Origin of the sequence: Virgibacillus oceani (assembly GCF_014638995.1) — a bacterium.
Classification (GTDB): Bacteria; Bacillota; Bacilli; order Bacillales; family Amphibacillaceae; genus Virgibacillus_E; species Virgibacillus_E oceani.
Genome location: NZ_BMFR01000016.1, coordinates 21,430 through 47,764, shown reverse-complemented (window position 1 = coordinate 47,764; position 26,335 = coordinate 21,430). Strand labels below are relative to the sequence as shown.

General features: G+C 37.3%; 33 protein-coding genes. 25 read left to right on the top strand and 8 right to left on the bottom strand.

From position 1 onward, the window contains the following. Nucleotides 1-49 precede the first annotated feature (49 nt). Nucleotides 50-388, top strand: a complete 339-nt coding sequence (locus tag IEV74_RS15700) for a DnaJ family domain-containing protein (protein ID WP_188456323.1) — start codon at nucleotides 50-52, stop codon at nucleotides 386-388. A 20-nt stretch (nucleotides 389-408) separates the two neighbouring features. On the opposite strand, the gene IEV74_RS15695 is transcribed toward IEV74_RS15700, so the two are convergent. Then, nucleotides 409-1,278 (bottom strand): phosphotransferase, encoded by an 870-nt coding sequence (locus IEV74_RS15695; RefSeq protein WP_188456322.1) that lies wholly within the window; start codon nucleotides 1,276-1,278, stop codon nucleotides 409-411. 234 nt (nucleotides 1,279-1,512) lie between these two features. Between IEV74_RS15695 and IEV74_RS15690 the strand changes: the two genes are divergently transcribed. The 3 genes from IEV74_RS15690 to IEV74_RS15680 all read left to right on the top strand — a co-directional run bounded on the left by IEV74_RS15690 (nucleotide 1,513) and on the right by IEV74_RS15680 (nucleotide 2,641). Then, nucleotides 1,513-1,917 carry a VOC family protein gene (locus IEV74_RS15690; protein ID WP_188456321.1) on the top strand — a complete coding sequence of 135 codons (405 nt, stop codon included), beginning with the start codon at nucleotides 1,513-1,515 and terminating at the stop codon, nucleotides 1,915-1,917. Nucleotides 1,918-1,951: 34 nt separating this feature from the next. Next, nucleotides 1,952-2,251 (top strand): hypothetical protein, encoded by a 300-nt coding sequence (locus IEV74_RS15685; RefSeq protein WP_188456320.1) that lies wholly within the window; start codon nucleotides 1,952-1,954, stop codon nucleotides 2,249-2,251. Nucleotides 2,252-2,347: 96 nt separating this feature from the next. Next, on the top strand, nucleotides 2,348-2,641 hold the full coding sequence (locus IEV74_RS15680; RefSeq protein WP_188456319.1) for a hypothetical protein: 294 nt from the start codon (nucleotides 2,348-2,350) through the stop codon (nucleotides 2,639-2,641). Between the two features lie 54 nt (nucleotides 2,642-2,695). Here the strand turns inward: IEV74_RS15680 and IEV74_RS15675 are convergent, their stop codons facing one another. After that, complete coding sequence (locus tag IEV74_RS15675) at nucleotides 2,696-4,231, bottom strand: DHA2 family efflux MFS transporter permease subunit (protein WP_188456318.1); 1,536 nt, start codon at nucleotides 4,229-4,231, stop codon at nucleotides 2,696-2,698. A gap of 175 nt (nucleotides 4,232-4,406) precedes the next feature. On the opposite strand from IEV74_RS15675, the gene IEV74_RS15670 reads away from it, so the two are divergent. The 9 genes from IEV74_RS15670 to IEV74_RS15635 all read left to right on the top strand — a co-directional run bounded on the left by IEV74_RS15670 (nucleotide 4,407) and on the right by IEV74_RS15635 (nucleotide 11,822). Continuing rightward, nucleotides 4,407-5,303, top strand: coding sequence for a TetR/AcrR family transcriptional regulator (locus IEV74_RS15670; protein WP_188456317.1), 897 nt, complete (start codon nucleotides 4,407-4,409; stop codon nucleotides 5,301-5,303). Nucleotides 5,304-5,411: 108 nt separating this feature from the next. After that, nucleotides 5,412-5,516, top strand: a complete 105-nt coding sequence (yxzF, locus tag IEV74_RS20090; RefSeq protein ID WP_506016888.1) for a small protein YxzF — start codon at nucleotides 5,412-5,414, stop codon at nucleotides 5,514-5,516. A gap of 103 nt (nucleotides 5,517-5,619) precedes the next feature. After that, nucleotides 5,620-5,949, top strand: coding sequence for a chaperone CsaA (csaA, locus tag IEV74_RS15665; RefSeq protein WP_188456316.1), 330 nt, complete (start codon nucleotides 5,620-5,622; stop codon nucleotides 5,947-5,949). 21 nt (nucleotides 5,950-5,970) lie between these two features. Then, nucleotides 5,971-6,207: a hypothetical protein gene (locus tag IEV74_RS15660; protein WP_188456315.1), complete on the top strand. Its 237-nt coding sequence runs from the start codon at nucleotides 5,971-5,973 to the stop codon at nucleotides 6,205-6,207. 50 nt (nucleotides 6,208-6,257) lie between these two features. Then, nucleotides 6,258-6,761 (top strand): DinB family protein, encoded by a 504-nt coding sequence (locus IEV74_RS15655; RefSeq protein WP_188456314.1) that lies wholly within the window; start codon nucleotides 6,258-6,260, stop codon nucleotides 6,759-6,761. Between the two features lie 300 nt (nucleotides 6,762-7,061). Continuing rightward, entirely contained in the window at nucleotides 7,062-7,616 is a 555-nt protein-coding gene (locus IEV74_RS15650) for a glycerol-3-phosphate acyltransferase (RefSeq protein WP_229683216.1), read from the top strand. A 1-nt stretch (nucleotide 7,617) separates the two neighbouring features. Continuing rightward, a complete protein-coding gene (locus tag IEV74_RS15645) occupies nucleotides 7,618-9,255 on the top strand; it encodes an aminotransferase class V-fold PLP-dependent enzyme (RefSeq protein WP_188456313.1) in 1,638 nt (545 codons plus the stop codon). Further along, nucleotides 9,227-11,068 (top strand): LTA synthase family protein, encoded by a 1,842-nt coding sequence (locus IEV74_RS15640; protein WP_188456312.1) that lies wholly within the window; start codon nucleotides 9,227-9,229, stop codon nucleotides 11,066-11,068. Before IEV74_RS15645 ends, IEV74_RS15640 begins: the two co-directional genes overlap by 29 nt. Before the next feature lie 79 nt (nucleotides 11,069-11,147). Further along, complete coding sequence (locus IEV74_RS15635; RefSeq protein ID WP_188456311.1) at nucleotides 11,148-11,822, top strand: phosphatase PAP2 family protein; 675 nt, start codon at nucleotides 11,148-11,150, stop codon at nucleotides 11,820-11,822. Between the two features lie 69 nt (nucleotides 11,823-11,891). Here IEV74_RS15635 and IEV74_RS15630 read toward each other — a convergent pair whose 3' ends face one another. Beyond that, the gene (locus tag IEV74_RS15630) at nucleotides 11,892-12,302 is read right to left on the bottom strand and encodes a DUF6376 family protein (RefSeq protein WP_188456310.1); all 411 of its coding nucleotides are present in this window, start codon (nucleotides 12,300-12,302) and stop codon (nucleotides 11,892-11,894) included. 214 nt (nucleotides 12,303-12,516) lie between these two features. On the opposite strand from IEV74_RS15630, the gene IEV74_RS15625 reads away from it, so the two are divergent. After that, entirely contained in the window at nucleotides 12,517-13,032 is a 516-nt protein-coding gene (locus tag IEV74_RS15625; protein WP_308419006.1) for a GNAT family N-acetyltransferase, read from the top strand. A gap of 261 nt (nucleotides 13,033-13,293) precedes the next feature. Next, on the top strand, nucleotides 13,294-13,566 hold the full coding sequence (locus IEV74_RS15620; RefSeq protein ID WP_373284364.1) for a VOC family protein: 273 nt from the start codon (nucleotides 13,294-13,296) through the stop codon (nucleotides 13,564-13,566). A 65-nt stretch (nucleotides 13,567-13,631) separates the two neighbouring features. Here the strand turns inward: IEV74_RS15620 and IEV74_RS15615 are convergent, their stop codons facing one another. Genes IEV74_RS15615 through IEV74_RS15605 form a run of 3 tightly spaced genes read right to left on the bottom strand, consistent with a single transcriptional unit; the run spans nucleotide 13,632 to nucleotide 14,885 of the window. Beyond that, nucleotides 13,632-13,838 (bottom strand): GNAT family N-acetyltransferase, encoded by a 207-nt coding sequence (locus IEV74_RS15615; RefSeq protein ID WP_188456308.1) that lies wholly within the window; start codon nucleotides 13,836-13,838, stop codon nucleotides 13,632-13,634. Nucleotides 13,839-13,841: 3 nt separating this feature from the next. Then, on the bottom strand, nucleotides 13,842-14,039 hold the full coding sequence (locus IEV74_RS15610; protein ID WP_188456307.1) for a hypothetical protein: 198 nt from the start codon (nucleotides 14,037-14,039) through the stop codon (nucleotides 13,842-13,844). Nucleotides 14,040-14,093: 54 nt separating this feature from the next. Beyond that, entirely contained in the window at nucleotides 14,094-14,885 is a 792-nt protein-coding gene (locus IEV74_RS15605; RefSeq protein ID WP_188456306.1) for a methyltransferase domain-containing protein, read from the bottom strand. 184 nt (nucleotides 14,886-15,069) lie between these two features. Between IEV74_RS15605 and IEV74_RS15600 the strand changes: the two genes are divergently transcribed. The 6 genes from IEV74_RS15600 (at nucleotide 15,070) to IEV74_RS15575 (ending at nucleotide 19,561) form a co-directional block, all read left to right on the top strand. Further along, a complete protein-coding gene (locus tag IEV74_RS15600) occupies nucleotides 15,070-15,246 on the top strand; it encodes a YjzC family protein (RefSeq protein ID WP_188456305.1) in 177 nt (58 codons plus the stop codon). Nucleotides 15,247-15,359: 113 nt separating this feature from the next. Then, nucleotides 15,360-15,950, top strand: a complete 591-nt coding sequence (locus tag IEV74_RS15595; protein ID WP_188456304.1) for a DedA family protein — start codon at nucleotides 15,360-15,362, stop codon at nucleotides 15,948-15,950. Nucleotides 15,951-15,984: 34 nt separating this feature from the next. Then, a complete protein-coding gene (locus IEV74_RS15590; protein ID WP_188456303.1) occupies nucleotides 15,985-16,551 on the top strand; it encodes a DUF6241 domain-containing protein in 567 nt (188 codons plus the stop codon). A gap of 294 nt (nucleotides 16,552-16,845) precedes the next feature. After that, the gene (putP, locus tag IEV74_RS15585) at nucleotides 16,846-18,321 is read left to right on the top strand and encodes a sodium/proline symporter PutP (protein WP_188456302.1); all 1,476 of its coding nucleotides are present in this window, start codon (nucleotides 16,846-16,848) and stop codon (nucleotides 18,319-18,321) included. Between the two features lie 194 nt (nucleotides 18,322-18,515). Continuing rightward, nucleotides 18,516-18,722: a hypothetical protein gene (locus IEV74_RS15580; protein ID WP_308419005.1), complete on the top strand. Its 207-nt coding sequence runs from the start codon at nucleotides 18,516-18,518 to the stop codon at nucleotides 18,720-18,722. A 41-nt stretch (nucleotides 18,723-18,763) separates the two neighbouring features. Next, nucleotides 18,764-19,561, top strand: coding sequence for an HAD family hydrolase (locus tag IEV74_RS15575; RefSeq protein WP_188456301.1), 798 nt, complete (start codon nucleotides 18,764-18,766; stop codon nucleotides 19,559-19,561). Between the two features lie 223 nt (nucleotides 19,562-19,784). Here the strand turns inward: IEV74_RS15575 and serA are convergent, their stop codons facing one another. Together serA and IEV74_RS15565 are read right to left on the bottom strand one after the other, a co-directional pair. Then, the gene (gene serA, locus IEV74_RS15570) at nucleotides 19,785-21,368 is read right to left on the bottom strand and encodes a phosphoglycerate dehydrogenase (protein ID WP_188456300.1); all 1,584 of its coding nucleotides are present in this window, start codon (nucleotides 21,366-21,368) and stop codon (nucleotides 19,785-19,787) included. A 27-nt stretch (nucleotides 21,369-21,395) separates the two neighbouring features. Continuing rightward, nucleotides 21,396-22,541 (bottom strand): pyridoxal-phosphate-dependent aminotransferase family protein, encoded by a 1,146-nt coding sequence (locus tag IEV74_RS15565; protein WP_188456299.1) that lies wholly within the window; start codon nucleotides 22,539-22,541, stop codon nucleotides 21,396-21,398. A gap of 187 nt (nucleotides 22,542-22,728) precedes the next feature. On the opposite strand from IEV74_RS15565, the gene sspO reads away from it, so the two are divergent. The 4 genes from sspO (at nucleotide 22,729) to IEV74_RS15545 (ending at nucleotide 26,270) form a co-directional block, all read left to right on the top strand. Then, the gene (gene sspO, locus IEV74_RS15560; RefSeq protein WP_188456298.1) at nucleotides 22,729-22,878 is read left to right on the top strand and encodes a small acid-soluble spore protein SspO; all 150 of its coding nucleotides are present in this window, start codon (nucleotides 22,729-22,731) and stop codon (nucleotides 22,876-22,878) included. 151 nt (nucleotides 22,879-23,029) lie between these two features. Further along, entirely contained in the window at nucleotides 23,030-24,196 is a 1,167-nt protein-coding gene (locus IEV74_RS15555; protein WP_188456297.1) for a TraB/GumN family protein, read from the top strand. Between the two features lie 133 nt (nucleotides 24,197-24,329). After that, the gene (locus IEV74_RS15550) at nucleotides 24,330-24,617 is read left to right on the top strand and encodes a hypothetical protein (protein ID WP_188456296.1); all 288 of its coding nucleotides are present in this window, start codon (nucleotides 24,330-24,332) and stop codon (nucleotides 24,615-24,617) included. 231 nt (nucleotides 24,618-24,848) lie between these two features. After that, nucleotides 24,849-26,270: a DHA2 family efflux MFS transporter permease subunit gene (locus tag IEV74_RS15545; RefSeq protein WP_188456295.1), complete on the top strand. Its 1,422-nt coding sequence runs from the start codon at nucleotides 24,849-24,851 to the stop codon at nucleotides 26,268-26,270. Nucleotides 26,271-26,335 lie beyond the last annotated feature (65 nt).

Sequence of the window (26,335 nt, the reverse complement as noted above, 5' to 3'; positions counted from 1 at the left end):
GTTATACAGTTGTTTCATACATAAATCGAATTCACTGGAGGAATTTATTATGAGCAATGATCACGAATATACCGACCATATGACGGAAATCATTAGGCAGGCAGAAAAAGATGGATTATTTGATGACCTGCCGGGAAAAGGCAAGCCGCTGAAATTGGATAACAACTATTTCAATAATCCTGACAAACAAATTTACAAGACATTAAAAGATAATAATATATTGCCGAAATGGATCAAACTAAGTAAAGAAATCGATGCCATGAAAGAAAAGCTTAGTGATTTGGGGGATAAAGAAAAACGAAAACGTATTAAAGATATTAACAAGAAAATTAAAGAGTATAACTATGCATGTCCGCCTTCACTGCAGAAAAATAAAATTTTTGAATAGTAATTAAGGGAGACATCGCCTTAACCATTACCTTTGAGCTTAAAAAATTTTTTTAGCGCGGTCTCCCAATCAATAGTTATGTCATGCTGAATTGCGTACAATAATTCATGAAAAATTGGCTGAAGTCCATAAAAGCTCTTAACCCTCGTATACAATGATTCGGCTGATTCAGCACCATTATAATAGGATAAAACATCCTTCGTGAAATCAGGACCGAAATTCCAATAAAATCCTGCAAAATCAAATGCTGGATCACCAAGCTGCGCGTCTGTGAAATCGATAATGCCATTTATCATTCCAGAACCATCACAGATTATATTTGATGCGGTAAGGTCGCCGTGGATTACCGACTTTTTAATAGAACTGGAAAAATTACTATTTAAAAACGATAAAAAGGTGTCATTTATTTCATTTTTTTGTTTCTCATTTAAATAAGGAAAGATTTTGTTATGAACTGAATGATATAGATTATTCCAGTAATCAGGTGTCTGGACCGAATTTAATTTTAAGTCAGGCTTCATACTATGCAGCTTCGTTAAAAAGTCCCCCAATATTTGTGCGTTTTTCTTCGTAAGATTTATTCGTCCTTCCTTCACAGAAACCCCCTTAATAAAACGGTAATATACACATTTTAACTCATCATTTTCATCACGCAAGATCGTATAATCTGGAATAGTTATTTCTGGCTCCAATTTATGTAAACCTTTCAATAACTTTGTCTCTACAACCACATTCCAAGCGATATCATTATTTTTGGGGAATCGAAATACTATTTCTTGATTAATTATGATAATAGTGTTATCCCATCCATCCCGATTAACCTGTACAGCATTTATCTTTAAATCGGGAAAGGATATTTTAATATAGTCAATCATTTCTTTTTCAGTCATAATTATGGTCTCCATTTGTAAAGTTAGGTTTGATTCTATCATACGTATGAAGGAAAATCATGATAGTAATAGAATATATAGTAGAGCAAAATGATTCACCAAGCGGAAGGGTATGGATATTCAAAAGTTAGACAGGAACGAAGCACTGCTAATAGATTTATAGCCAAATTCTAACGTGTACCTGCAATTCCAGTAATGCCGAATTTGTTTAATTATACGAGGGAGAGATAGAAATTGGAATTCAAAGATTTTACAGTAGCACAAATTAGGGTAGCAAGACCAACAGATAAATTTGAAGAAGTTATTAAATTCTACGAAAAGGGAGTTGGATTGCCCAGATTAACTGATTTTTCACACCATGATGGTTACAGCGGTGTGATATATGGTCTACCTGGAACATCCTATCATCTTGAATTTACGAAGCATGTAAATGGCAGTCCGTGCCCGGCGCCAACAGAAGATAATTTGCTGGTTTTGTACATTCCAAGCAAAGAACAGCTTACGAAAATTGCGGAAAGATTGTTTGAAATGGGGTATCCGGAAGTGGAGCCTGAGAACGCTTATTGGGAAGAAAAGGGAATTACAATTGAAGATCCCGATGGCTGGAGAATTGTTTTAATGAATACGAATGGTATTTAATTAAAGTCTGCGGAAAAGAGAATGGAGTACTAGCATGAAAGTCGTATTAGAATTATTAAGAATCATTATTATTTTTGCCATACTTGGTGTTGTGGCGTGGTTATTATTAGGGGAAGTGTACGCAATAAACACTACTATCCAAAAGTATCAATGGATAGGTGCGATTGGCATTTATACGTTACTTTTCGTTTTTTATAGAAATAAATTGCAGTTTTCTGGATGGTATAAGGGGAAAGGCAGAGAGAAATTACCAAAGAAAATTACCGTGACATTAATTTGTGTTTCAATCGTGTTGTTGGCAGCACCTATAATAATCGGTTGGATGAAATGTTGATAATCATCAATCTGCAATCAGTTAAGAACGTTTTTTAAATGGAAATCTGAAACGTTCTGTCTGGCTCAGCAATATAATATTGCAGAGGTGATATTCATGTTTAAAATGTTTTCTTTTTGGCTGCCGATTATAAGTATCATAATCATTATTTATAATATTCTAGGCTATGATGATAACAATATTTTACTTATAAAAATGAATCCTGTGTTAAATGAAATTATTAACGTGGATCCTTACCGCAATTGGATGGTTAATGTACAGGAAAACAAATTGCTAGCCACTTCCTATGTTGTGCACTTGTTTACATTCTTTATTTACGGATTAATCATTGATTCCTTTATTATTCGATTTAAAAGTAAAAAGCAAAGGAAAAATCGCCACGGATCATAATTAAAAAAGAGGCAGTTCTTAGCACTCTAAGAACTGCCTCTTTTTAAGAGCATATTATTCAGTGGCCACTTTTGCAGGGTCTACAGCGACATTTTCTTTAGCGGAATCAACATGATGTGGTTCCACCCTTTTAATGAAAAAGGCTAAGATAAGCGCTACTGTTGCAATTAATGTTGATATAAAGAAAGTAAAATTAATGCCATGCAGCATTGCTTCATTTATAATCTGCTGCTGTATTTCAGCAGCAGCCTGTGCTGATGGCTGTGCGGCGCTTGGATCCATATTAGCCATTGCATCTGCAGCTAATTTCGTTGCTTCAGACTCCGTGCGATTGTTCATTACTGTAATTAACAAGGCAGATCCGATTGCACCAGAAACTTGCTGTAATGTATTATTCATAGCAGTTCCGTGTGGATTGTCTTTCATTGCAAGCTGATTCAATCCGTTCGTCATTACAGGCATCATTACCATCGACATACCAAACATGCGGAAGGTATAGAGCCATACAAGATTTGCGTATGAAGTGTGCATATCAATTTTGCTGAAATAGTACGTTGTGACAATCGTAATCGTTAGACCAATTACTGCTAGTGTACGTGCTCCGTATTTATCAAATAATTTACCAGTAATTGGCGACATAACTCCCATCACCAAAGCACCTGGAAGCATGAGCAAGCCTGATTCCATTGGCGAAATTCCACGAATTGTTTGCACGTAGATTGGCATTAAAATCATGGCTGAAAACATAGCAATCGCAATTACAATTGAAATTGCCGATGATAATGCAAACATTGGATATTTAAAAATCCTGAATTCAAGCATTGGATCATCCATACGTAATTGACGCAGAGTAAAGCTGATAAGAGAAATTACCCCAATAATTATTGTGCCGTATACGTATGGACTATCCCATCCTTTGTCTCCAGCAGAGCTGAAGCCATATAATAATCCTCCAAAACCTAAGCTTGATAAAATGATGGAAATTACATCAAGTTTGATTGCCCGTTGAGGTGTGACATTTTTTGCCTTAAATATTGCAAAAATTAATGTTAAAGCAGAAATCGGCAATACAATATCAAACAGCATTCTCCAGCTGTAATGTTCGATGATCCAGCCTGATGTTGTTGGTCCAAGTGCGGGAGCTACGATCATAACCAGACCAAACGTACCCATCGCTGCACCACGCTTTTCTACTGGGAAAGCAGTTAGCATTACATTCATTAACAGTGGCATCATGATAGCTGAGCCTGATGCTTGAATCATTCTTGCCCCAAGCAGTATTCCGAATGTTGGTGCTAAGCTTGCGAGCAATGTACCAGCTGTAAATAAAGTCATTGCAATAATAAGCAGGTTTCTATTCGTGAAACGCTGAATTAAAAATGCACTTGCAGGGATCAATATTCCATTGATCAGCATATAACCAGTTGATAACCATTGAACCGCGGTTGCATTAACTTCAAATTCCTCCATAATAGATGGAAGTGCAACGTTTAACAAAGTTTCATTCAAAATGGCTACAAACGCTCCAATAAATAAAACAGCAATCATGCCATAGGGTGGTTTATGTTGAAGAGAGCTAGATTCTGACATACCCTTTCATTCCTTCTTTCATTAAAAATTACTATCCTTAATTTAATACTTAAGTATTTTATACCGATAGTCTAAAAATAGCAACCCCTAAAAACGCTTACAATTAAAATAATTGATATATTAAGGTTTATGGCTTAAAATTTTAAATAGACTAACGTTACAAAAAGGTGGTATTATGAACGCTAAAAAGAAACAAATTATAGATGCTGCACACCGATTATTTATTGAAAAAGGATTTGCCCTAACTTCGATTCAAGATATTTTGGATGAAGCGGGAATCGCAAAAGGTACTTTTTATAATTACTTTGCTTCAAAGAACGAATGCTTAATGGCGATATTGGAGTTTGTAAAAGAAGAAGGCGACCAAAAACGGAAAGAGCTTGCACATGGGAAATTGAAGGATAATGAGAAAGTGCTTGTTGCACAAATTGCCATACGAATGAACATTAATCGCAAGCACAGTATTATGGCAGTCTTTGAATCTGTATCGGTTTCGGATGATACAGACTTGAAAACGCTTTTAAAAAACCAGCATATTGAGGAACTAAAATGGCTTTCAACAAGAATTACAGAAGTGTTTCGTTTTGAGAATAGGAGGTATTCACTGGATCATGCAGTAATGTTATTAGGTATGGTTCACCATTTAATGCATGTATGGAAATTGGGTACAAGTAAGGAGATTGCATCTGAAGAAGTCATTCAATTTGCACTAAATCGATTGAAACCAATTATTGAAGAGCAAATGCAGTCTAAGGAAGTTTTCTTTCAGAATGATTGGCTTCCCATGTCAATCGATCCTTCAGTAACGGATAGTACGGAAATGAAAAAGAAGGTACTTGTTAAATTGGAAAGACTTGATAAAAAGGTAGGAAAAATGGAACGTATCGATCAGAAAAAGTCCGATTATATTAAGTTTCTGCAAGATGAGCTTCAAGCAGAATGGCCACGTACCTTTTTATTAGAAAGTGTATTAATGTCTTTATCCCATGTTTTTGAACAATCAGATTATGAACATGAAGTAAATCAGCTGTCTAAAATGGTTTGGCAATTAATGGAGCAGATTGAGGCTTAATTAAAACTGCTGCTGCCGTATGCTAAATTAAATTTTCGTGTGTTTAAAATATCCCAGGCAAGGAATTATAAGTGATAAATAATCTATAATTTAGACGGAGGATTAAACATGGGACGATTAATAAGACGACTTATAAAATATGGACCGATTATTTATCCAATTATAAGGAAGTTTATCAACAAAAGAAGGAATAGAAAATATAATCAACAATAAACAATTGTAAAGGTGCAAATTCTAAAAAAGAATTGCGCCTTTTTTGAAGGAATTTACCTGCTTTAGTAGAAATAATTATAAAAAGAAATCTGGGGGTTTGATTATGGCAACTATTGATAACTTTATGGAGTTGGATATTCGTGTAGGCACTGTGGTAAATGCGAAACCGTTCCCGGAAGCGCGAAAACCTGCAATAAAACTTGAGGTGGATTTTGGGGAAATCGGGATAAAACAATCCTCTGCACAAATTACATATCGATATGAACCAGAACAGCTTATTGGCAGGCAGGTAGTAGGGGTAGTGAATTTTCCTCCAATGCGTGTCGCTGGTTATAAATCTGAGGTTTTAGTCATTGGCGGTGTTCCGGAAGATGGAGATGTGGTACTGTTACGGCCTGATGAAACGGTTGAAAATGGTACACGTATTTCATAAAAAGAAGTGTGGTGATTACGCTTGAGTATTGATAAACGAAATCGCCTAGATGGTGATTTGTTTCGTTATAGCGTTACGAAAAACAATACTATTTTTATAGATTATGAAGGTAAGCAAGTAAAGGTATTAAAAGGTAAACAAGCAGAAAAACTTTTAACCAAAATTGATCAGGCTGCCGATGAAAAAGCTGTACAGTTATTATTGGCGAAAGTCACCGGAAACTTTAAACGAGGCAATGAACGTAATGGTAAAGGGTAACAATATGAATCTGAAGAAAGCAAATTAAATATATAGATCGGGGGGATAGGATGGAAATAAAAATATCAGAAATAGACGGGTATTCAAATTGGACATTTGATTTCAATGATGATTACGCACGTTCTACAACGCTAGATGCTGTAAAGGGCTTAAATATGGAACAACTCGATTATGTAGTAAATGAGAAAAGTAATTCAATTGGGGCACTGTTATTACATATGGCAGCGGTTGAAACGGGTTTTCAAATTGAGATATTCGATGGGAGAAGACCTAATGAGAGTGAGATGGACAAATGGGGTGCAGCATATGTGCTTGGGGATTTAGGCCGAACTGAAATCAAAGGAAACCATTTGGAGTTTTATGTCGAACGGTTAAATGAAGTTAGAAATAGAACTTTAGAAGAACTGAAACAAAGAGATGATAAATGGTTGTATGAAGAAAGGCTTTGGGGGGATGTCAGCTCAAACAATTATTTCATTTGGTTCCATGTTTTTGAAGATGAACTTAATCATAGGGGGCAAATACGGATTTTACGTAAGATGCTACCCTTTTAAATGCCGGGTAGCCAAAACGAAGATCTAACATAACGATTTATGCTGCAATGCTACGGGTTATAAATATTTACGGACATAGTAAACCATAAATAAATAAATGGATGAAGTTGGCGAAATCAAATGGAATGAGTCTTCATAGATTGGGCAACAACCGAATATTATTTATATCGCTTGTTTGCTTAGGGGGAATCTCTAAGCATATTTTTAATGTGAATTTTCATAATCATAGTTATAATGCATTTAGCCCTAATTGTATATTAATGTTAAAATAATGATGGATAGTTATTTCGAATGTAAGGGGTGAAGCCTCTGTTAGAAATTATTATACTATGCATTTCCTATTTGTTCGGATGTCTGAATGGCGCTTACTATGTTGGAAAGATTGTTTCAAAGAAGGATATCAGGCAACTTGGAAGTACTAATGCTGGGGCTAGAAATGCGGGAAGAGTATTTGGCCGATCGGCATTTGTATATACTGTTATAATTGATGCGTTAAAAACGGCAGTACCATTAACCATTGTATTTTACTTTTTCGATACATCCTTATTGGTACTTGGAGGTATAGCCTTAGCGGTTTTAGCAGGTCATATTTGGCCAGCGCAGCTTAACTTCCGGGGCGGAAAAGGTGTGGTTGTCTATTTAGCTGCTGCTTTAGTGCTTGCGCCAATTACACTTGTGATAGTCGGTTTAACGGTGTTGATAGGTTTAAAGGTTAAGAGAAATTTTACAATCATAGGTTTAATTGGCCTTTCCACAATTCCTGTTACCCTGCTGATTTTGAGCAAATTTATACTGGCAGGAATATTTTTAGTTATGTTATCAATCGTTATACTTGTGCATAGAAATGGGGATTGAAATGAGTCATTCTACTACACATATTCAGTATAAAATAGCTGAGTATGCTGATGAAATGGAGCAAATATATCAATTAAATTATGAAACATTTGTAGAGGAAATTCCTCAACACCAAACAAATTCGGAAAGAAAATTAATCGATCGTTTTAATCATGAGAATACATATATAATCGCGAAAAAAGAAGATGAGGTCATTGGCATGATTTCTGTTAACGGAAAACGGCCATTTTCACTGGATCAAAAACTGGACAATCTTGATACTTATTTGCCTGAACAAGCCTTACCCTGTGAAGTAAGGCTGCTTTCCATTAAAACGAGGTATCGTGGCGGGCGTATTTTTTATGGAATGTGTGAAAAGCTCGTTTCTTATTGTTTAGAACAAGGATATAATATGGCCTTGATTTCTGGAACTGTAAGACAAAGGAAACTCTATAAGCATATTGGATTCCAAGCATTTGGACCACTTGTCGGTACTGAGAAAGCACCATATCAGCCAATGTTCTTAACAAAGAAGAACTTTGAATTGTCATCTAAAGTTTTTCAAAGGTTAATGCAGCGGGAAGAAAAAAGGTTCTATCATAACTTTCTTCCTGGCCCTGTTGAGATTCCTGAAGCAGTGAAAAAAGCATGGCAAGAACCTCCCATATCACATCGTTCATCCAAGTTTCGGGAGACGGTAAAAAATGTACAACATCAATTATGTAATCTAACCAATGCAAATTATGCGGAAATTGTTGTTGGAACAGGCACACTTGCAAATGATATGGTAGCTGCACAGTTGTCTGTCCATTTCGGCAGAGGATTGATTTTAGCTAATGGGGAATTTGGAGAACGTTTAATTGATCATGGAAATAGATGGGGGCTCTCCTTTGAAAAAATTTATAAACAATGGAATACATCTATTACAATAGAAGAAATTGAAAGTGTTTTAGCAGAAAATCCGGATATCAAGTGGCTTTGGACAGTGCATTGTGATACGTCTACCGGTTATGTCTTTCCATTGGACGATTTGCAGGCAGTTTGTAATAAGCATAATGTCCATTTATGTGTCGATGCCTGCAGTACTGTAGGTGTATTTCCAGTTGATTTAAAGGGTGTGTATTTAGCAAGTACTGTTAGTGGAAAAGGGTTAGCATCCTACCCTGGGATTGCCATCGTATTTCACCGAAAAGAAATTTTACCGAATGAAAGAATCCCCAATTACCTGGATATTGGACGATATCAAGCATATGAGAGTGTGCCTTACACACATTCATTTAATGGTTTGCTGGCCTTAGAAGCTGCATTATCTAATCCGCAGCCCACAATCAAGGAACTTGCTGATAAAATTTGTCATGAATTTAATTCTGTGGGGATGACCGTCCTTAGAGGGGATGGATATTCGCCTGGGATTATTACGGCCAGCTTGTCTAACGGGATGTCTTCAAGAGATTTTGGTGACCATTTAAAATCATTTGGGGTGCATGTAAGCTATGAAAGCGGCTATTTGCTTAGACGAAATTGGTTTCAAATAGCATTAATGGGTGAACAGAAATATGAGAGTGTCATGAAGGCAATTGATATAATAAAAAATCAATATAAACAGTATTTAGAAGAAAAGGGAACAGAAGATGAAAAAAATAGCGGCCTATTTATCTAATCATATAATTGCTTCTACAGTCATTTTTTTGTGGATCAAGACTGTACTCGTAACGCTATTTTGTTTTGATGTGACAATTGTATCTTGGCTGGATGTTGTTTTATTAATCATTAGTCCGATTGGAACGCTAATGCTTTTCATTGGTATCAGTTTTCTTTTTAGTAAACGGGTTCATCCAATTAGTTTAATGGTTATTTATGTACTGGTAACGGGAATTTTATATGCGAATTTACTATATTATCGTTTCTATATCGACTTTGTTACCGTATCCGTCCTGCTTCAATTAAACAATGTTGGAGGATTAGGACCAAGTACGGTCGAATTGCTTTCACCTTTCGATATATTGATCTTTATTGATATCTTTGTTGTTGGTTTTCTAATCTTTTCAATGAGAAAGAAACGCAAGCAATTAATGATGCCGGGAAAAAAGAAATATGCACTTTCAGGATTAGCGTTGATTGCCGTTACGATTGGTCTAAGTGTGCTGCAAAACCCACATATACTTGAAACAGAGTATAATCGTGAGCAGCTTGTAGATTCCCTTGGCCTATATAATTATCAGATAGTTAATATGATTTATGGTGTGAAGGCACCAATTGAAAAGGCTTTGTCCAATGAAGCGGATGCTCAAGCGGTAAATAGTTATATACAAAATAACGATAAAGAACAATCGGACTTATTTGGAATAGCTAAGGGGAAAAATGTTGTACTGATTAGCTTAGAATCGACACAAAACTTTGTTATAAATGAAACTGTAAATAGAGAGGAAATAACGCCTTTTCTTAATGATTTAATTAAAGACAGCTATTATTTTTCCAATATTTATGATCAAACAGCTCAAGGAAAAACATCTGATGCGGAGTTTATGGTGGATACTGGATTATATCCGATGCCGAGTGGTTCTGTTTTTGTGCGGCGACCGGAAAATAACTTTCAATCACTGCCACTTATTTTAAAGGAAAATGGCGATTATAAAGCCTATACCTTTCATGGCAACGACGCTGAGTTTTGGAATCGCGATCAAATGTATCGCACACTTGGCTATGAACACTTTTATGCGAAACAAAATTACGATGTAACGGAAGAAAACTCGATTAATTACGGAATTAAGGACATACCCTTTTTCGAACAATCAATGGATGATCTTGCTGCCTTGCCTGAACCGTACATGGCGAAATTTATTACGTTATCCAATCATTTCCCTTTTCTGTTAGATGAGGAGGATCAAATGATTGAACAGGCTGATACGGAAGAGGGTGTTGTCAACCGGTATGTAACTACAGTTAGGTATGAAGACGCGGCGCTTAAGCGTTTTTTTGAATTACTAAAAGAGCAAGGTATGTATGAGGACACATTATTTGTCATTTACGGTGATCACTATGGAATTTCAAAAAAATATGAAAAGGGAGTTCATGAATTGCTGGGTCAGGAAAATACTCCTCTGAACCATCTGAATTTGCAGCAGGTCCCATTAATTATCCATATGTCTGGACAGAAAGGTAGAATAATAGACACAATCGGCGGCGAAATAGACATTCGTGCAACTATCCTCCATTTACTGGGAATATCTCCTTATCAACAGACTTCTTTTAGTCATAATTTGTTCTCAAGAGATAAAGACAAACCAGTTATTTTTAGGGATGGAAGTATGGTAGCACGTGATTATGCTTACCTGGATAATTTGTGTTATGACAGAAATTCCGAACAAGTGGTGGAAGGTAAAAAATGTTCACCATACCTAGATACTGTACGGAAAGAGTTACAGCTCTCTGACGACATTATAATGGGGGACTTATTTCGATTTATCGATTGAGAATACAAAAAGCAGCTTATAGATATACTAATTTATGGAGGGCGAAAAATATAATTTTCAGCTGTGAAAGGACTTTATTATGCCATTATCGCGAAAAGGAAAACGAGGATTTTTAATTGCTGGAACCCTTTTTTTGATGATAATAGTTGTTATATTTTCATTCACCTACCACGATTCGCATTGGTCAGATCTTAATACAGCGGTTGCTGTTAAGCTTTATAACTTTTTAGGTGATGGTTGGACCTCTGTTCTTACTAGTATTACGAACATTGGGTCAGGTTATTTTCAACTGCCGTTAACTGGATTGTTAGTTATGTATTTCGTTTTCCAAAGGTACTACTGGGTTGCTGGATTGGTAGCGTTTAATATTATCAGTGTACGGCTAATTAATCGTATTCTAAAATCTGTTTTTGAAGTTGCTAGACCTAACCTGGAGCATTTAGTTCATGCAGGTTATTATAGCTTTCCAAGTGGTCATGCCATGAATTCAACAGCATTTTATGGATTGCTGGCATTCTTAATTTGCAGCTATATAGTCAAAACAAAAAAGCAACGATTCTGGACCTGGCTGCTTGTATCCGCATTAATAGTCCTAATTGGATTTAGTCGTGTCTATTTAGGGGTTCATTTCCCAATGGATGTTTTAGGTGGATTTGCTGCAGGAGGGGCATGGCTGTTAATCAGTATATTTATTCATTCTTTCCTGCCGATAAAGGAAAGAGCAAGAAGCGAAAAAGATCAAATTAGGGGTTAGTCGGGACAAGGGGTTCCTTGTCCCGTTTTCGTTTGTAATTGGAACGATGGCTCTGGTCCCATGTCCCGATTATAGTCCCAATTGTTCAATCTGATTTAATAGATCCGTTATATTGCCAATGGTTTGGAAAATTTCCGATTGCTGCAATTGATCAATAGCTATTTCACCACTTTGTAATACATTGTTCGTTGCATCGAGTAATACCTGGCTTTTGGCTTCTAATTCTTTGTGAACATTTGCGGCAAAATCCGGGGCTTCAAGTTCCAAGAAATCCTGAATATTTCCTTTTAGTTTTTCCAATCTTGCCTCCAAGTCTGCTCCTTCAAGTGAAGCAGCGTCTTCTGCAAATGTACGAAGATTATTAATATACTCTGTTGATTCATTTACGTAATTTAAGGAGTTATTGGCATCCTCTAACATGGAACACCCACTAAGAACGAAAAATACTATTACCATATTCAATGCAAGTTGTTTTTTCATTTATTTCTCCTTTTGAATCTTTTGACTTAAAGATAGCATCAATTCCACTATATGTCGTGTATTATGTTAAATTGCAAGAAGTTTTGTCCATTCCGATTATTATTCCGTTGTTATTTGTGGTATAGTGGTATTGTGAATGAAATATTCTAACTATTCAAAATTGAAGTGTGAATAAATGAGCAGTGGAAATACATTGAGGAAAAGAAGGTTCTGATTGAAAACAGTTACCTGTGTTCGCTATGAAAGGAAGATTAAAGTGGATTTATTTTTAAAAAACATGACTGAAGAACGTGCATTGGAAATTTTAAATTGGAGATATGTAAAGCCTTATGATTTTTACAACAATGAAGCGGATGATGAATCTTTAGAAGAATTTCTTGATAACCAATATTATGCTGTAGTTAATCAGGAAAATGAACTAATTGGTTTCTTTTGTATTGGAGAATCAGCCCAAGTACCTATCGGAAATCGATTTGGAGCGTATCTAGAAGATATGGTTGATGTCGGATTTGGGATGCAACCAGGCTTAACCGGCAAGGGATATGGATTTGAATTTTGTTCTTTTATTTTTCAAAAGGTTCAAGTGAACTATATGGAGAAGGGTTTACGCTTAACTGTAGCCACGTTTAATGAACGTGCATTGCATTTATATGAAAAACTTGGGTTTGTTAAGAGCATGACATTTGATACGGATTCGGCAGAGTTTGTAACGATGGTTAAGGTAAATTGATACGCAAAGGTTTCTTATATAAATGAAGGTTCGATTTGGGGGATAAACATTGAAAACTGCAATATACATGGTACGTCACGCGGAACCTCCATTTATAACCCGATATTTATAGATTAGTATTTGACAGTAACAGTATGACAGAGGTTGAGAGATTGTGGAAGTAATACATAAGAAAAGGAGTTCCATTATATGATTGAAAAAATCGATACGATGTGTTTAACAGTTAGTAATGTTGAAGAATCAAGCAATTGATATCAGGAAATGCTTGGGTTCACAGTGGCTTTTAGTGGCAATGGATACCGGATTTTACGTGTTGGAAATAGTGAGGTACCTTTAACGATTGAAGAAGGGGAAGCATCCTCACTGACGAATCGGGCATATCCGATATTTTTTACTAAAGACCTAGATATTGTATATAAGAAATTACGGGATCATGGTGTCAAGGCGGGTGAAATACAAAAAGATGGAGTTAATACCTTTTTTGATTTTTATGATCTTGACCATAATAAATTGCAAGTGTGCTTTTGGGAATAGCTTCTTGTTTAACGGGGCCTATGCGTGGATCCCGTTAAACAAGGTTTCAATGTTCACAGTAAAAATTATAAATCCTTTGTCAGATAAATACGTTGATGATCTCGTTCATATTCAATATACCCATTATTTTTGTACAGGTTGATTGCACTCATCCATTCTTTGTTCGTTTCCAGCACAAGTCTTGGATATCCTAATTTTATAGCATAATTTTCTAAGTGTACTAACATTATTTGTGCAAACTCTTGTCTTCTGAAAGGCTTTTTCACTGACATCGTTCAGGTTCTGCCAGCCTCATCATGTTCCTTCGTCAATGCGCCTGTGCAAATGACTTGATCTCGATGAAAACCTACAAAGAAAGCATACCCTTCCCTGTTGTAGTAGGTGAAAATGTCCTTAAGATCAGGATTGCAGGTGTGGTCGATAAAACCAAATCGTTCTTTGAATCCTTCGAGTATTAGGTCCTTTGCAATCATGCTGGTATTGCTCGGTAAATTCAATGATTTCCAGTTGATTTTCTACAGGAATTCTCATTTTCTCCCCCTATTTTTTGTGGCTACCCATATTGTCCATCGGTCTTTCTCGATAATTTGTCCAGTACAATTTAATACGCTATCAATGTAACCGATAAGCTGCTCAAGTTCATTGTCAGACAGTTCATGTAAGATGGAACGGCCGTTTCGTGTTCGTAAATCCGTTAATAATTCGTTTTTCGAGGTATATATTTTTCTAATTTCCCAAAATTTAAGTTCATGAATGCTGTTAAATCCAGCACTATTTAATTCTTCTTTGACTGTTTCACTTGAATAGCGTCTCTTAACTTCGAGGTCAGCCAGGTGAGGGAATATTGAAAAAATATACCCTCTAATGTGATTGTCAGTACCCTTTAGCACACAATCGGCAGGAGTTCTGTCCTGAATTATAATTGTTCCGCTTTGATTTAAAATTCTGAATGCCTCAGAAAAACAAGTTGGTAAATCGTCCAAATGATGAATTAGTGCTCGTTCTAATAGTAAATCATACGAATCACTTCGTAAACCAGTATTGTAGGCGTTGCCAAGCTTGAAATTTATCATCTCGCAGTCATGACAGTTTGCTTTTGCTCCTTCAAGCATAGCCTCGGAAAAATCAACACCAGTTATTTTTGGAATACCCATTTCTGAAAGTGCCTTGGAATAGATACCGCCGCCACACCCGATATCAGCCGCATGAGAAATTTCTTTATTAGGCAGCAATTTTGTAATCAGTGCTTGCCAATCTTTATCGGCTGCACGTGTAGTATAACTTTGTTTGTTGTTTGCATCGTGGAAATTAATTGTCAATGTAATCATCTCCTATAAGTATAGAATACATAATAATCACCGATAAAAATAATACATGTTTCGAATCAAAATCAATAACTAATAATTATACTTTTGCCATTTTTCTTACCTGGAAATCTGTATAAAAGAACGTGGAATTACACATTTTAATAGAGATAAGATTGGGAAAGAGGAGTGATGATAGATGGGTGAGTATAGTCATTTCCGTTTCGGACAAAAGGCACCAAAGAATGGTGTGTTCAGAGAAATTGGCGAGACCGGAAGCAGTGTAAGCGATCCGAAAATAGTTAAACTGAAGGCAGGAGAAAAATTCCCGCAAAATTCAAACCATGATCGTGTTTGGACACATGAGAAAAATTAAATAAGGAAAGGTGGGACAGGGGTTTCTTGTCCCACCTTCATTTTTAATACAAGTAAGCGTTATGGGAGCTGGGACGCGGGACTGTCCCCTTGTCTTAGAGGGTAGGGTATGCTATGGTTCAGCAAATTATTGAGTGGCTTGGGGAATTGGGGAAGCCTGGTTTATATATAGTGATGTTACTGGAGGGTTCTTCATTACCTTTTCCAGGAGTTATTTTGGTGCTTTCCTTTGGTTATATTTTATCTCCTGGGTACCTGGATACCGCCTTTTTAGCAATAAACATGAGTATATGCTATAGTCTTGCGAGCCTGATTCCATATTTTTTAGCAAAGAAACTTGAAAGCTTTATTTCAAAAAGGCTGAAAAAAGGATTAGATAAAGGAAGAGCATTTTTTAATCGGTTTGGGGTATGGAGTATTGCTTTATCACGTCCGCTTGGTGTTGGCAATTACATTTCTTACATTGCTGGCATGAGCAGGGTTAATGTGTTCAAATATTTTTCCCTAACGTTAATCGGTATTTATCCTTGGTCGTACGTAATGATTATGCTAGGTGATTATTTCAATGGAAGCTACGAGGCTTTTAAGCAATTTTTTGATGCCTATAGTATTTACGTTTATATAGCCGCTGGATTAGTCATTCTTGGGGTAATCGTATTTATTTATTATACTAAGCTAAAAAAGGATATTTCGCCTAGAAACTAGAACTATACATAGAGAGATTTTCTGGAGGGATCACATGAAGAAGGCATTTATTTTTATTTTATGTTTACTATTGTTGGCTGCTGGTGTCTATTGGGGTACGTATAAATGGCTTGAGGGTGAAGGGGAAGATGTTGCAAAAGGTGAGAAGACTGCAAATGCAGAAGAAGCAGAACGGGATGAAATTCAGAAACAGCGTGAAGAAATAGATGGCACGATTACTGAAGAAGATTTAACCGTTTTTAAAGAAAAAGGATTGAATCCGTTTGGAGAAGATACAAAAATGGAGGAATTAACGGATATTAGGTATCAGGAGTATATTCATGGAATGTCACATCAAAAGGTAAAAGCAAGTAAGAAGTGGGGATTTTATGAGATACATCCTGAGCGTATTCAATGGCTTTTGGACGGATTGGATAAGGTGGATTTAGCCAATGAGAAGGTATATCGGGATATTTTAAAGAAATGGAGTGAAGCAAATTTTTCCAGTGCGGATGATGACCATAATACCATCTGGAATTTACAAGGGGGAACTGTTGGCAGAGCGATTGGTGTATTGAGTGCCGAGGAAGAACAAAAATATGTTGATAATCAATCGGAATAATGATGGAAAATTTAATTGTTAACCATGGTATATAGGTATGATTGACAATTGCCAATCTTGTTTCTTTTGTATTTTTTGCAAGCGTATTCATTCCTGTCATAGTAGTGTGGCAGGTGTGTTTTATGTAAAATCGATTTTTCTGACTTCGCTTGAATAAGCCTCCGGTCAATGTTAACTTATATAACCGTTGATGTTTTTAGTTTGCTTTTATTTGCTTCTTATAAGTTGATCATCGCCTGATCAAGAGAAGTACAACCTTAAAAAAGCAAATAATAAATTAGAAGGAGCGATTTGGTGGAGTTCGGAGTATTTATTTCGCTGGGCATTTATATGGTCGGCATGCTATTAATTGGATACTGGTCTTATCGCAAGACGTCCAATTTATCGGATTATATGTTAGGAGGACGCGGGTTAGGTCCTGCGGTTACGGCATTGTCAGCTGGCGCCTCCGACATGAGTGGCTGGATGGTTATGGGCTTGCCTGGAGCCATGTATGTTACGGGGATTGCAAGTGCATGGCTTGCGATCGGACTAACGGTAGGAGCTTACTTGAACTATATTATTTTGGCACCAAGATTAAGAACGTATACAGAAATTGCTGATGATTCCATAACCATACCGGATTTCTTGGAAAATAGGTTTCATGATTCATCTAATATACTAAGACTTGTTTCTGGTCTGGTTATTCTCATCTTTTTTGTTTTATATGCTTCAGCGGGAATGGTATCTGGCGGCAGACTGTTTGAAAGTGCATTTGGCATGGATTATAAAATTGGTCTTTTTGTGACAGTAGGTGTTATTGTTGCCTATACTCTTTTCGGTGGCTTTTTAGCCGTAAGTATGACAGATTTCGTACAGGGCGTTATCATGTTTGTAGCTCTGGTATTGGTTCCGATTGTTGCTTTGACAGAGGTTGGAGGAACTGAAACATTGCTGGACGATCTGCAACGGATTGATCCTTCCCTTTTAGACTTTTTTAAGGGCACATCTGTTCTTGGAATTATATCTTTCCTGGCATGGGGTTTAGGCTATTTTGGACAGCCCCATATCATTGTACGATTTATGGCAATTAGTTCAACAAAAGAATTAAAAACAGCTCGCCGAATCGGAATTGGCTGGATGATCATATCTATCGCCGGAGCTATGCTTGTTGGACTTATCGGTGTCGCTTATTTTGCAGATCATCCAGGTCAGCTTGGTGATCCTGAAACGGTTCTGATTGTTTTTGCAGAGGTATTATTTAATCCTTATATAACCGGATTTATTTTAGCAGCAATCCTTGCGGCAATCATGAGTACAGTTTCTTCACAGCTTCTTGTTACATCAAGTGCTGTGACAGAGGATTTTTATAAAACGTTCTTTAGAAGGAAGGCATCTGATAAGGAATTAGTTCTTGTAGGTCGATTGGCAGTTTTAATTGTCGCGGTTATAAGTTTAATCCTTGCCTATACTCCAAACGATACAATCCTTGGACTGGTAGGTAACGCATGGGCAGGATTTGGAGCAGCATTTGGACCAGCTGTACTGTTAAGTCTGTATTGGAAACGAATGACAAAATGGGGTGCGTTAGCAGGAATGATTGTTGGAGGTGCAACAGTTATTACCTGGCTAAATATACCTGGCCTATCTGACTTTCTTTATGAGATAATACCTGGGTTTATACTGAGCCTTATAGCAGTCATTATTGTTAGTCTGTTAACAAAAGAACCCGAAAAACAAGTTCACGAACAGTTTGAAAAAATGGAACAAAAAATGGCAGAAACAGAATAAACTATCATAAAGAGGTAGCATCATATCAATTGTGATGCTATCTTTTTTATAGGGACAGAAAAGATTAGGCGGGACACGGGGTCATGGTGGGACAGGAGAACCGACCTTTTATTTCCATGATATAGAAAGAAGTGCAATATAATACAGTAAACGACAATAAATGCTTTTCAATTACTAGAATGTGAGGGTTTAGCGTGGGTAGACTTTTTTTGGGGGAAGACGAAAAACCTGTGTTAAATGAAGTAAATACATTACTGGGTTTCACAAAGATAAGTACGTACCCAAAGCTTTGGGAAGTCAGTGGGATATCATATTCTAAACATATCGAACGACTTAAAGAGTACAATAAAATAGTCTTCGCTGATTGGATGATCGGCCATGGTGTGGGACAGGGGGTCTGACCCCATGTCCCAAAATGAAATTAGGATGTGGAGTTGAATACATGATTAAAGCAATATTTTTTGATTTGGATGATACTTTACTTTGGGATAAAAGAAGTGTTAAAGAGGCTTTTGAAGCTACCTGTAAACTGGCTGAGAAGAAGTATGGTATTGATCCAGCTTTATTGGAGGATAAAGTTAGGAGAAATGCCCGGGCATTATACGCTTCCTACGATACCCATGCCTTTACACAGATGATTGGGATTAATCCATTTGAAGGGTTGTGGGGAAATTTCACAGATGAAGGTGAATCTTTTGGTAAATTGAAAGAGATTGTTCCGGGTTACCGAAAAGAATCGTGGACTAGAGGGCTAAGCGATATGGGGATTAACGATTCCTTATTTGGCCATCAATTGGCAGAGACATTTCCAGAGATGCGCAAGAAAAGTGCATTCGTATTTGCGGAAACATTTCATGTACTAGATCAGTTGAAAGGCGATTATAAGTTATTACTGCTTACAAATGGTTCGCCTGAATTACAGCAAACGAAGCTGAAAATAACTCCAGAACTCACACCGTATTTTGACCATATTGTGATTTCAGGAATGTTTGGGAGAGGGAAGCCGGATCCGGCAATTTTCGAACATTCTTTGAATTTACTATCCGTTCAAAAGGACAACGTAATCATGGTAGGGGATAATTTGATGACGGATATACTTGGTGCATCAAGGGCAGGTATAACTTCTGTGTGGATTAACCGTCATAATAAAAAAGTAAATGATGCGGCCCCGGATTATGAGATTTCCAATTTGGAGGAGCTTTTGCCGATAGTGAATAAAATTAATCATCGGGATAAATAGATTAATAGAAAAAACTTTGACGGTTAATCGGCGGATTTTATATAATTCCGGCGTTAATGGAATTATTTCAGCGTTAAATTAATTAATTCGGCGTACCCGCAATTAATTCGGCGCTCCGTCAAGTTTTTTCCAGTGAATGCGCCACGCAGCCAATGGTTGATAGTAGCAGTGTTACACTATCTCAATAAAAGCGGCCGCCCAAATTCGAACAGCCGCTCACTACTTATAGATCTATCGCAGTTACATCATAAATCTCATTTAATGCTTTCAATTCTTCAAGTCCATCTTTTTCTAAGTGTTTATCAACAGTCAGCATCATGATCGCATCTCCGCCAATATCAGAACGGTCTACCTGCATGGTGGCTATGTTGATCTGATGCTGAGCTAGAAGACTTCCCATTCGCCCGATTACTCCCGGCTGGTCTTTATGATGTATAACCACGATATGACCAGCAGGGGTGAAATCTACACTATAGTGATCCACCTTTACAATTCTTGCTCCCAGGCCATTTAACAAGGTTCCTGATACGCTGCGTTTATCGGATTTCGTTTTCACTTCAACTTTGAGCAAATTTGTAAATCCTTTCGCCTGGGAAGTTTTATTTTCATGAATTGTAATGCCTTTTTTCTCAGCAAGGTAAAGAGCATTTACATCGTTGACATGATTGCCAAGATGACGTTTTAGAATTCCCCTTACCGTATTTCTGGTTATTGGCGCTACTTCCACCTCTGATAAGTCACCAGCGTAATAAATATTCACTTCTTCGATTACCTCTTGTGTTAAGTGGATCAGGAACAGCCCCAATTTTTCCGCTAAATTAAAGTATGGTTCAATTTTGTTCATAATATCTTTCGGTACGGACGGAAGGTTAACTGGATTCCTTACTGTTCCACCTGTTAAAAAGCTGATAATATCCTGACAGACATCAATAGCAACATTTTCCTGGGCTTCAATTGTGCTTGCGCCTAGGTGGGGGGTAGCAATCACTTCTGGTAACTCCAGTAATTTATTATCGAGGAAAGGCTCTTCTTCAAAGACGTCCATCGCAGCACCGGCGACTTTTTTAGAAATGATTGCTTCATATAAAGCGTCCTCATCAATAATTCCGCCGCGGGCACAGTTAACAATTTGTACACCATTCTTCATCAGCTGAAAAGCCTCTGCATTTATTAGGTGCCTTGTTTCCTTTAATAACGGTGTATGTACTGTAATGAAATCCGCATTTTTTAATACATCTTCAATTGCTCCGTATTCAATTCCCATTTTTTCTGCTTTTTCTTCCGTTAAAAATGGATCATATGCCATAACATTCATTCGTTGCCCCTTAGCACGATAAGCAACCTCCGTACCTATCCTGCCAAGACCGACAATTCCAAGCGTTTTGTTTTTTAATTCAACACCAAGATACTTTTTACGTTCCCATTGCTGATTTTTAAGTGCGTAGTAAGCTTGCGGAATGTTTCTGGACATGGCCATTAGCATTGCCATCGTATGTTCTGCTGCTGAATTTGTATTGCCATTAGGGGCGTTCACGACAATGATTCCGTGCTCAGTAGCTGCATTAAGGTCTATATTGTCTACTCCGACACCTGCACGGCCGATAATTTTCAGGTTAGGAGCATTACGAATTAATTCACGGGTTACTTGTGTTTGACTTCGCACCAATAATGCATCAAAATCTGAAATTTTATCTCTTAATTCTGTAGGGGATAAACCTATATCAATTACAATATTTACGTTTTCTGTGGATTGCAAGGCGTGAATTCCCTCTTCACTAAGCGGATCCGAAATTAATATACGAAACATTACCGTAAAACCTCCTGTATGATAATCCTAGCCAATATAAACCTTCTGAGCAGCACGAATTCCTTTACCAAGATCAATTGCCTTGCCGATTTTTTGTAAGCCAATTTCAATGATACCGATTATTTGCAGTACGTCTGCTGGAGAACAATAGCCCATATGACCAATACGGAAAATTTCTCCTTCCAAATGCTGCTGGCCGCCTGCTATAGACAATCCAAACTCTTTTTTGATAATACGTCTTAATTCTTCAGCAGGAAAATCGGCTGGTTTTATAGCTGTTACGGTCGGCGAGGCAGAAGTATCACTTGTTAACAAAGGAATTCCATGTGCCTGAAACGCTGCCCTTGTCATGTTCTTCATTAATTGGTGTCTTGCATAAACCTGCTCAAGACCTTCTTCTTCCATAAGCTTAAGAACTTGTTCCAAACCAAATAAAAGGGATAAAGCTGGTGTAAAAGGTGTTGAGTCTTTTGCAAGGGTGATTTGATACTTTTTCAAATCCAAATAAAATCGCGGACGTTTATTTGCCGCAATGACTTTCCAAGCACGGTTACTTGCTGCGACAAAAGTTAATCCAGCGGGGAGCATCATCGCTTTTTGTGAGCCCGTTATTAATATGTCAACGCCCCACTCATCCATCTTTGACTCAACGCCGCCAACACAGGAGACACCATCCACGATAAATAATGCATTTGAATTATGATGTACAACCTGTGCAAGCTCTTCAATTGGGTTCAATACTCCAGTAGATGTCTCGCAATATGTGGAAAATACAGCTTTAATCGAAGGATGTTGTCTAAGATACCGTTCAACAGACTCAGGTGATACCGACTTTCCCCACTCAATATCCAAGCGATGGGTTTGAATCCGATACTCCGAACATAGCTTAGCAAACCGTTCACCAAAAGAGCCTGTAACAATTACTAATACTTCATCATCAGGATTTACGGCATTGACAACCGCTGTCTCCAGTCCTGCTGTTCCACTACCCGCAATAATCATGACTTCCTGCTCCGTTCCAAATATCGGCATTAGTTTAGGCTTAATCCTTTGCAACAGATCCTTTGTTTCCTGCCCCCGGTGCCCGATCATTTGTTGACTCATTGCACGTTGTACACTTGGAGGAATTGGGCTGGGGCCTGGAATTCTTAATAATTGATGGTCTGGTAGCATTACCTTTCTCCTTTCTAAATGAAAATAAGAAATTAGTACGTAGCAAGTTAAAATATTTTCTAGCATAGCAGAATCAAAAATATTGTCAATGAATTTAATCAATTTTAAATTTATTTACTATTGCGTGCGTAGAAATTGGATAAACAGCATATGTTTAGGCAAAATAACGTTATGGAGGTGTTTACGAATGGGTAAAAAGAAACAAACAAATAATGGAGTAAGTGATGAACAAGCTGTAAGAAAGGAATTATCCAGAAGCTATGATCATGAATTTGCTAATGAACCGTTAACAGAGAATGAAAAGTACAACAATAAAAAAACAAAAAAACGACAATAATGGAGAGAAAGCCATAGACTGCATGCTAATTTCATGTGCTATGGCTTAATACTTGAAGAAATTAATTCTAATTTAGTCTGTTCTAGTTTATTATTGATATATAGCATATTTTTCTTAGGGAATACGGGAAGTTATAAAAGGAAGGTAGTTTATGTCGGAAGAAAACATTACTAGACTTAATTTAGATGGAAAAGAATACATACTGATTGGGACTGCCCATGTATCAAAGCATAGTGCAGAGCAAGTAAAGGAAGTAATTGAAGCGGAGCAGCCGGACTCTGTGTGTATCGAATTGGATGAACAGCGATACCAATCGATGATGGAGGGCAGCAAGTGGAGAGATACAGATATTTTCAAAGTCATTAAAGAAAAGAAAGCTACGTTGCTGTTAATGAACCTAGCTATATCTTCCTTTCAAAAACGAATGGCAAAACAATTCGGCATTAACCCCGGTCAGGAAATGATGCAGGGTATTGAATCGGCTAAGGAGACAGACGCGAACTTAGTGTTGGCTGATAGAAATATTCAAATTACATTTTCCCGCATCTGGGGCAGTATTGGTTTAAAAGGAAAGGCAATCCTTCTCATGCAAGTGATTGGGAGTATTTTCAGTAACGAAAGCATTTCCGAAGAGGAATTGGAAAAAATGAAGTCACAGGATATGATTGATTCCATGCTTCATGATTTCACTGATAACTTTCCCAAGTTAAAAAGGCCATTAATCGATGAGCGTGATCAATTTCTTTCTCAAAAAATTAAAGAAGCGCCGGGAGATAAGGTTGTTGCCGTTCTTGGAGCAGCGCATGTTCCCGGAATAAAAGAAGAAATTAGAAAAGAACACGATTTAGAGCGCCTTTCCGAGCGGCCGCCTAAATCGAAGGCACCAAAGATTATTGCCTGGACCATACCAATCGTTCTTCTTTCGATTATCATCTACACTTTTAACGTGGATCCCTCTGCCGGTCTGCAGCAAACCATTAGCTGGGTATTATGGAATGGAAGCTTATCGGCAATAGGGACGGCAATTGCATTAGGTCATCCATTAACCATTCTTACTGCATTTGTTGCTGCACCCATTACATCCTTGGATCCTATAACTGCAGCTGGCTGGTTTGCTGGATTTGTACAAGCATATTTCCGAAGACCTACTGTTGCCGATTTTGAGAATCTGCAAGAGGACGTTTATAGTGTAAAAGGATTTTGGAATAATAAAGTGACGCGTATTCTGCTTGTGGTTGTTTTTGCGAATTTAGGAAGCTCTTTAGGAACATTTATCGGAGGAGCAGACGTTATTCGCTTGTTCATTGAGAATTTGTAAAAAAGCGGTATATAGAATTTCCTGTTCACTTAAATACATAAACATTTGTTTGAGTTAGTTTAAGAAAGATTAAGAGACTAGGGTAAAAAGATAAAAAGCCAAGCGTTATAGGAATTTGGGCTGGAGGGTTTTTATGCATTTAATAGCTGAACAACCGTATTTCAAGGTTGAAAGGCAAGTAAATAGCATCGAACAAAAGGATATTGAACATGCACGTACGTTATACTTATATCACGATAAAATTGTTACCAAGTATCGTGAGTTTCCCATTCAGGATGTACTTGATATAACATATCGTTCAGTAGGGGATGATGGCGGTCTGCTATATCTGCATACAAGCAGCGGACTTTATACATATACAGTGAAATCATCGCCGAAAAAGTTTATCGAAGCTTTTAAGGAAATAGGGAAAACGGAATAAAATGGATAAGCGGGAACAGAGACTGGATCTGGTTCCGCTTATTTATTATATAAATATATAAAATAGATTCCTTTTATTCATTCCTTTTTTATGTTAGGATGTACTGTTGCAGCTATCACATAATTGAAATGGAATAAGTATTGTTTTAAATTTCACGCTTTCATAAAAAAACTTTGCAGTGGAATTAATAAAGCAACAGACTTCTATGTTAGGAAAGAAGGAAAAGAATCAATGGAAAAAAGTCAAACTCCTTCACAATCGGGGGAAACAATTAATAAAGTACCAATCATGATCGTATTGATTTCAGGTGCGTTTGTCGCGATTTTGAATCAGACATTATTAGCCACTGCATTACCGCACATCATGCATGACCTAAAACTGGACGCCAACGTTGCTCAGTGGCTGCAGTCTATCTTTATGCTTGTAAACGGAATTATGATACCAATTACCGCCTTTTTGATCGGAAGGTTTACGACCAGAGGATTGTTTCTTTCTGCGTTGAGTATTTTTGCGGTCGGAACCGTTATTTGTTCCATTGCACCCAATTTTGCTTTTTTAATGGTTGGGAGAATTGCACAGGCGGCGGGTGCTGGTATTATCATGCCGCTAATGCAAACGATATTATTTCTAATATTTCCAATTGAAAAAAGAGGTACGGCGATGGGGATGTTTGGGTTAGTAATTGCATTTGCACCAGCAATAGGACCTACATTGTCAGGATGGCTTGTAGAACAATTCCCATGGAGAAGCTTGTTTTATGTTATCCTGCCAATTGTTATTATCGATATTGCTGTAGCGTATTTCATTCTTAAAAATGTTACAAAACAAACATTTCCGAAGCTGGATATTCTATCGATTATCTTATCAACGTTAGGCTTTGGAGGATTGTTATTTGCATTCAGTACAGCGGGAAGCAGCGGCTGGGCAAGTACTCAAGTCATCGTTTCATTAATAGTTGGTGCGATCGCCTTAACATGGTTTATATTCAGACAGCTAAAATTGGAGGAACCAATACTTGAGTTTAGAATATTTAAATACAAAATATTTACATTAACAACTGCACTTGGTATGGTTGTGTTTATCGCTATGATTGGAGCAGCAGTTGTACTGCCTTTACTTATGCAAAATATGCTCGGATTTTCAGCATTTGAATCCGGACTTGCGCTATTGCCGGGTGCGTTGCTGATGGGGATTATGAACCCAATTACGGGACGATTGTTTGATAAGTTTGGTGCAAAATGGTTATCCATTATAGGGCTGGCCATATTAGTTATTACAACATTTATGTTTACAGATTTAACAACTGAAACATCATTCACATATATAGCGGTTATGAATGCCATAAGGATGCTTGGTGTTGCAATGGTAATGATGCCAGTGACTACAGCCGGATTAAATCAGCTGCCTAAGGACCTAATTTCCCACGGAACAGCAATGAACAATACAATGCGTCAGGTCTCAGGAGCGGTTGGTACGGCCTTGCTTGTATCTGTCATGACAAATAATGCTATTCCTGAGCAGGGGATCAGCGGACTCATACATGGCGTAAATGTTTCATTTATAGTTGCCGGTGTTATTGGGATTATTGGGCTGGTCTTAGCTTTCTTTATTAAAAACTCACGCCCAGGGATTGATGGAAGTGAAACTGCTTAAACATGCGAAAAAACGAAAGGAACGAGCTTCATGTAGAGCTCGTTCCTTTAATATATAATTTATTT

Excerpts from the sequence above, each read along its gene's own strand:
- IEV74_RS15700 (WP_188456323.1), top strand. The coding sequence starts at position 50 with ATGAGCAATGATCACGAATATACCGACCATATGACGGAAATCATTAGG.
- IEV74_RS15695 (WP_188456322.1), bottom strand. The coding sequence starts at position 1,278 with ATGACTGAAAAAGAAATGATTGACTATATTAAAATATCCTTTCCCGAT.
- IEV74_RS15685 (WP_188456320.1), top strand. The coding sequence starts at position 1,952 with ATGAAAGTCGTATTAGAATTATTAAGAATCATTATTATTTTTGCCATA.
- IEV74_RS15680 (WP_188456319.1), top strand. The coding sequence starts at position 2,348 with ATGTTTAAAATGTTTTCTTTTTGGCTGCCGATTATAAGTATCATAATC.
- IEV74_RS15675 (WP_188456318.1), bottom strand. The coding sequence starts at position 4,231 with ATGTCAGAATCTAGCTCTCTTCAACATAAACCACCCTATGGCATGATT.
- IEV74_RS15670 (WP_188456317.1), top strand. The coding sequence starts at position 4,407 with ATGAACGCTAAAAAGAAACAAATTATAGATGCTGCACACCGATTATTT.
- yxzF (WP_506016888.1), top strand. The coding sequence starts at position 5,412 with ATGGGACGATTAATAAGACGACTTATAAAATATGGACCGATTATTTAT.
- csaA (WP_188456316.1), top strand. The coding sequence starts at position 5,620 with ATGGCAACTATTGATAACTTTATGGAGTTGGATATTCGTGTAGGCACT.
- IEV74_RS15655 (WP_188456314.1), top strand. The coding sequence starts at position 6,258 with ATGGAAATAAAAATATCAGAAATAGACGGGTATTCAAATTGGACATTT.
- IEV74_RS15645 (WP_188456313.1), top strand. The coding sequence starts at position 7,618 with ATGAGTCATTCTACTACACATATTCAGTATAAAATAGCTGAGTATGCT.
- IEV74_RS15640 (WP_188456312.1), top strand. The coding sequence starts at position 9,227 with ATGAAAAAAATAGCGGCCTATTTATCTAATCATATAATTGCTTCTACA.
- IEV74_RS15635 (WP_188456311.1), top strand. The coding sequence starts at position 11,148 with ATGCCATTATCGCGAAAAGGAAAACGAGGATTTTTAATTGCTGGAACC.
- IEV74_RS15630 (WP_188456310.1), bottom strand. The coding sequence starts at position 12,302 with ATGAAAAAACAACTTGCATTGAATATGGTAATAGTATTTTTCGTTCTT.
- IEV74_RS15620 (WP_373284364.1), top strand. The coding sequence starts at position 13,294 with ATGCTTGGGTTCACAGTGGCTTTTAGTGGCAATGGATACCGGATTTTA.
- IEV74_RS15615 (WP_188456308.1), bottom strand. The coding sequence starts at position 13,838 with ATGTCAGTGAAAAAGCCTTTCAGAAGACAAGAGTTTGCACAAATAATG.
- IEV74_RS15610 (WP_188456307.1), bottom strand. The coding sequence starts at position 14,039 with ATGATTGCAAAGGACCTAATACTCGAAGGATTCAAAGAACGATTTGGT.
- IEV74_RS15600 (WP_188456305.1), top strand. The coding sequence starts at position 15,070 with ATGGGTGAGTATAGTCATTTCCGTTTCGGACAAAAGGCACCAAAGAAT.
- IEV74_RS15595 (WP_188456304.1), top strand. The coding sequence starts at position 15,360 with ATGGTTCAGCAAATTATTGAGTGGCTTGGGGAATTGGGGAAGCCTGGT.
- IEV74_RS15590 (WP_188456303.1), top strand. The coding sequence starts at position 15,985 with ATGAAGAAGGCATTTATTTTTATTTTATGTTTACTATTGTTGGCTGCT.
- IEV74_RS15575 (WP_188456301.1), top strand. The coding sequence starts at position 18,764 with ATGATTAAAGCAATATTTTTTGATTTGGATGATACTTTACTTTGGGAT.
- serA (WP_188456300.1), bottom strand. The coding sequence starts at position 21,368 with ATGTTTCGTATATTAATTTCGGATCCGCTTAGTGAAGAGGGAATTCAC.
- IEV74_RS15565 (WP_188456299.1), bottom strand. The coding sequence starts at position 22,541 with ATGCTACCAGACCATCAATTATTAAGAATTCCAGGCCCCAGCCCAATT.
- sspO (WP_188456298.1), top strand. The coding sequence starts at position 22,729 with ATGGGTAAAAAGAAACAAACAAATAATGGAGTAAGTGATGAACAAGCT.
- IEV74_RS15555 (WP_188456297.1), top strand. The coding sequence starts at position 23,030 with ATGTCGGAAGAAAACATTACTAGACTTAATTTAGATGGAAAAGAATAC.
- IEV74_RS15550 (WP_188456296.1), top strand. The coding sequence starts at position 24,330 with ATGCATTTAATAGCTGAACAACCGTATTTCAAGGTTGAAAGGCAAGTA.
- IEV74_RS15545 (WP_188456295.1), top strand. The coding sequence starts at position 24,849 with ATGGAAAAAAGTCAAACTCCTTCACAATCGGGGGAAACAATTAATAAA.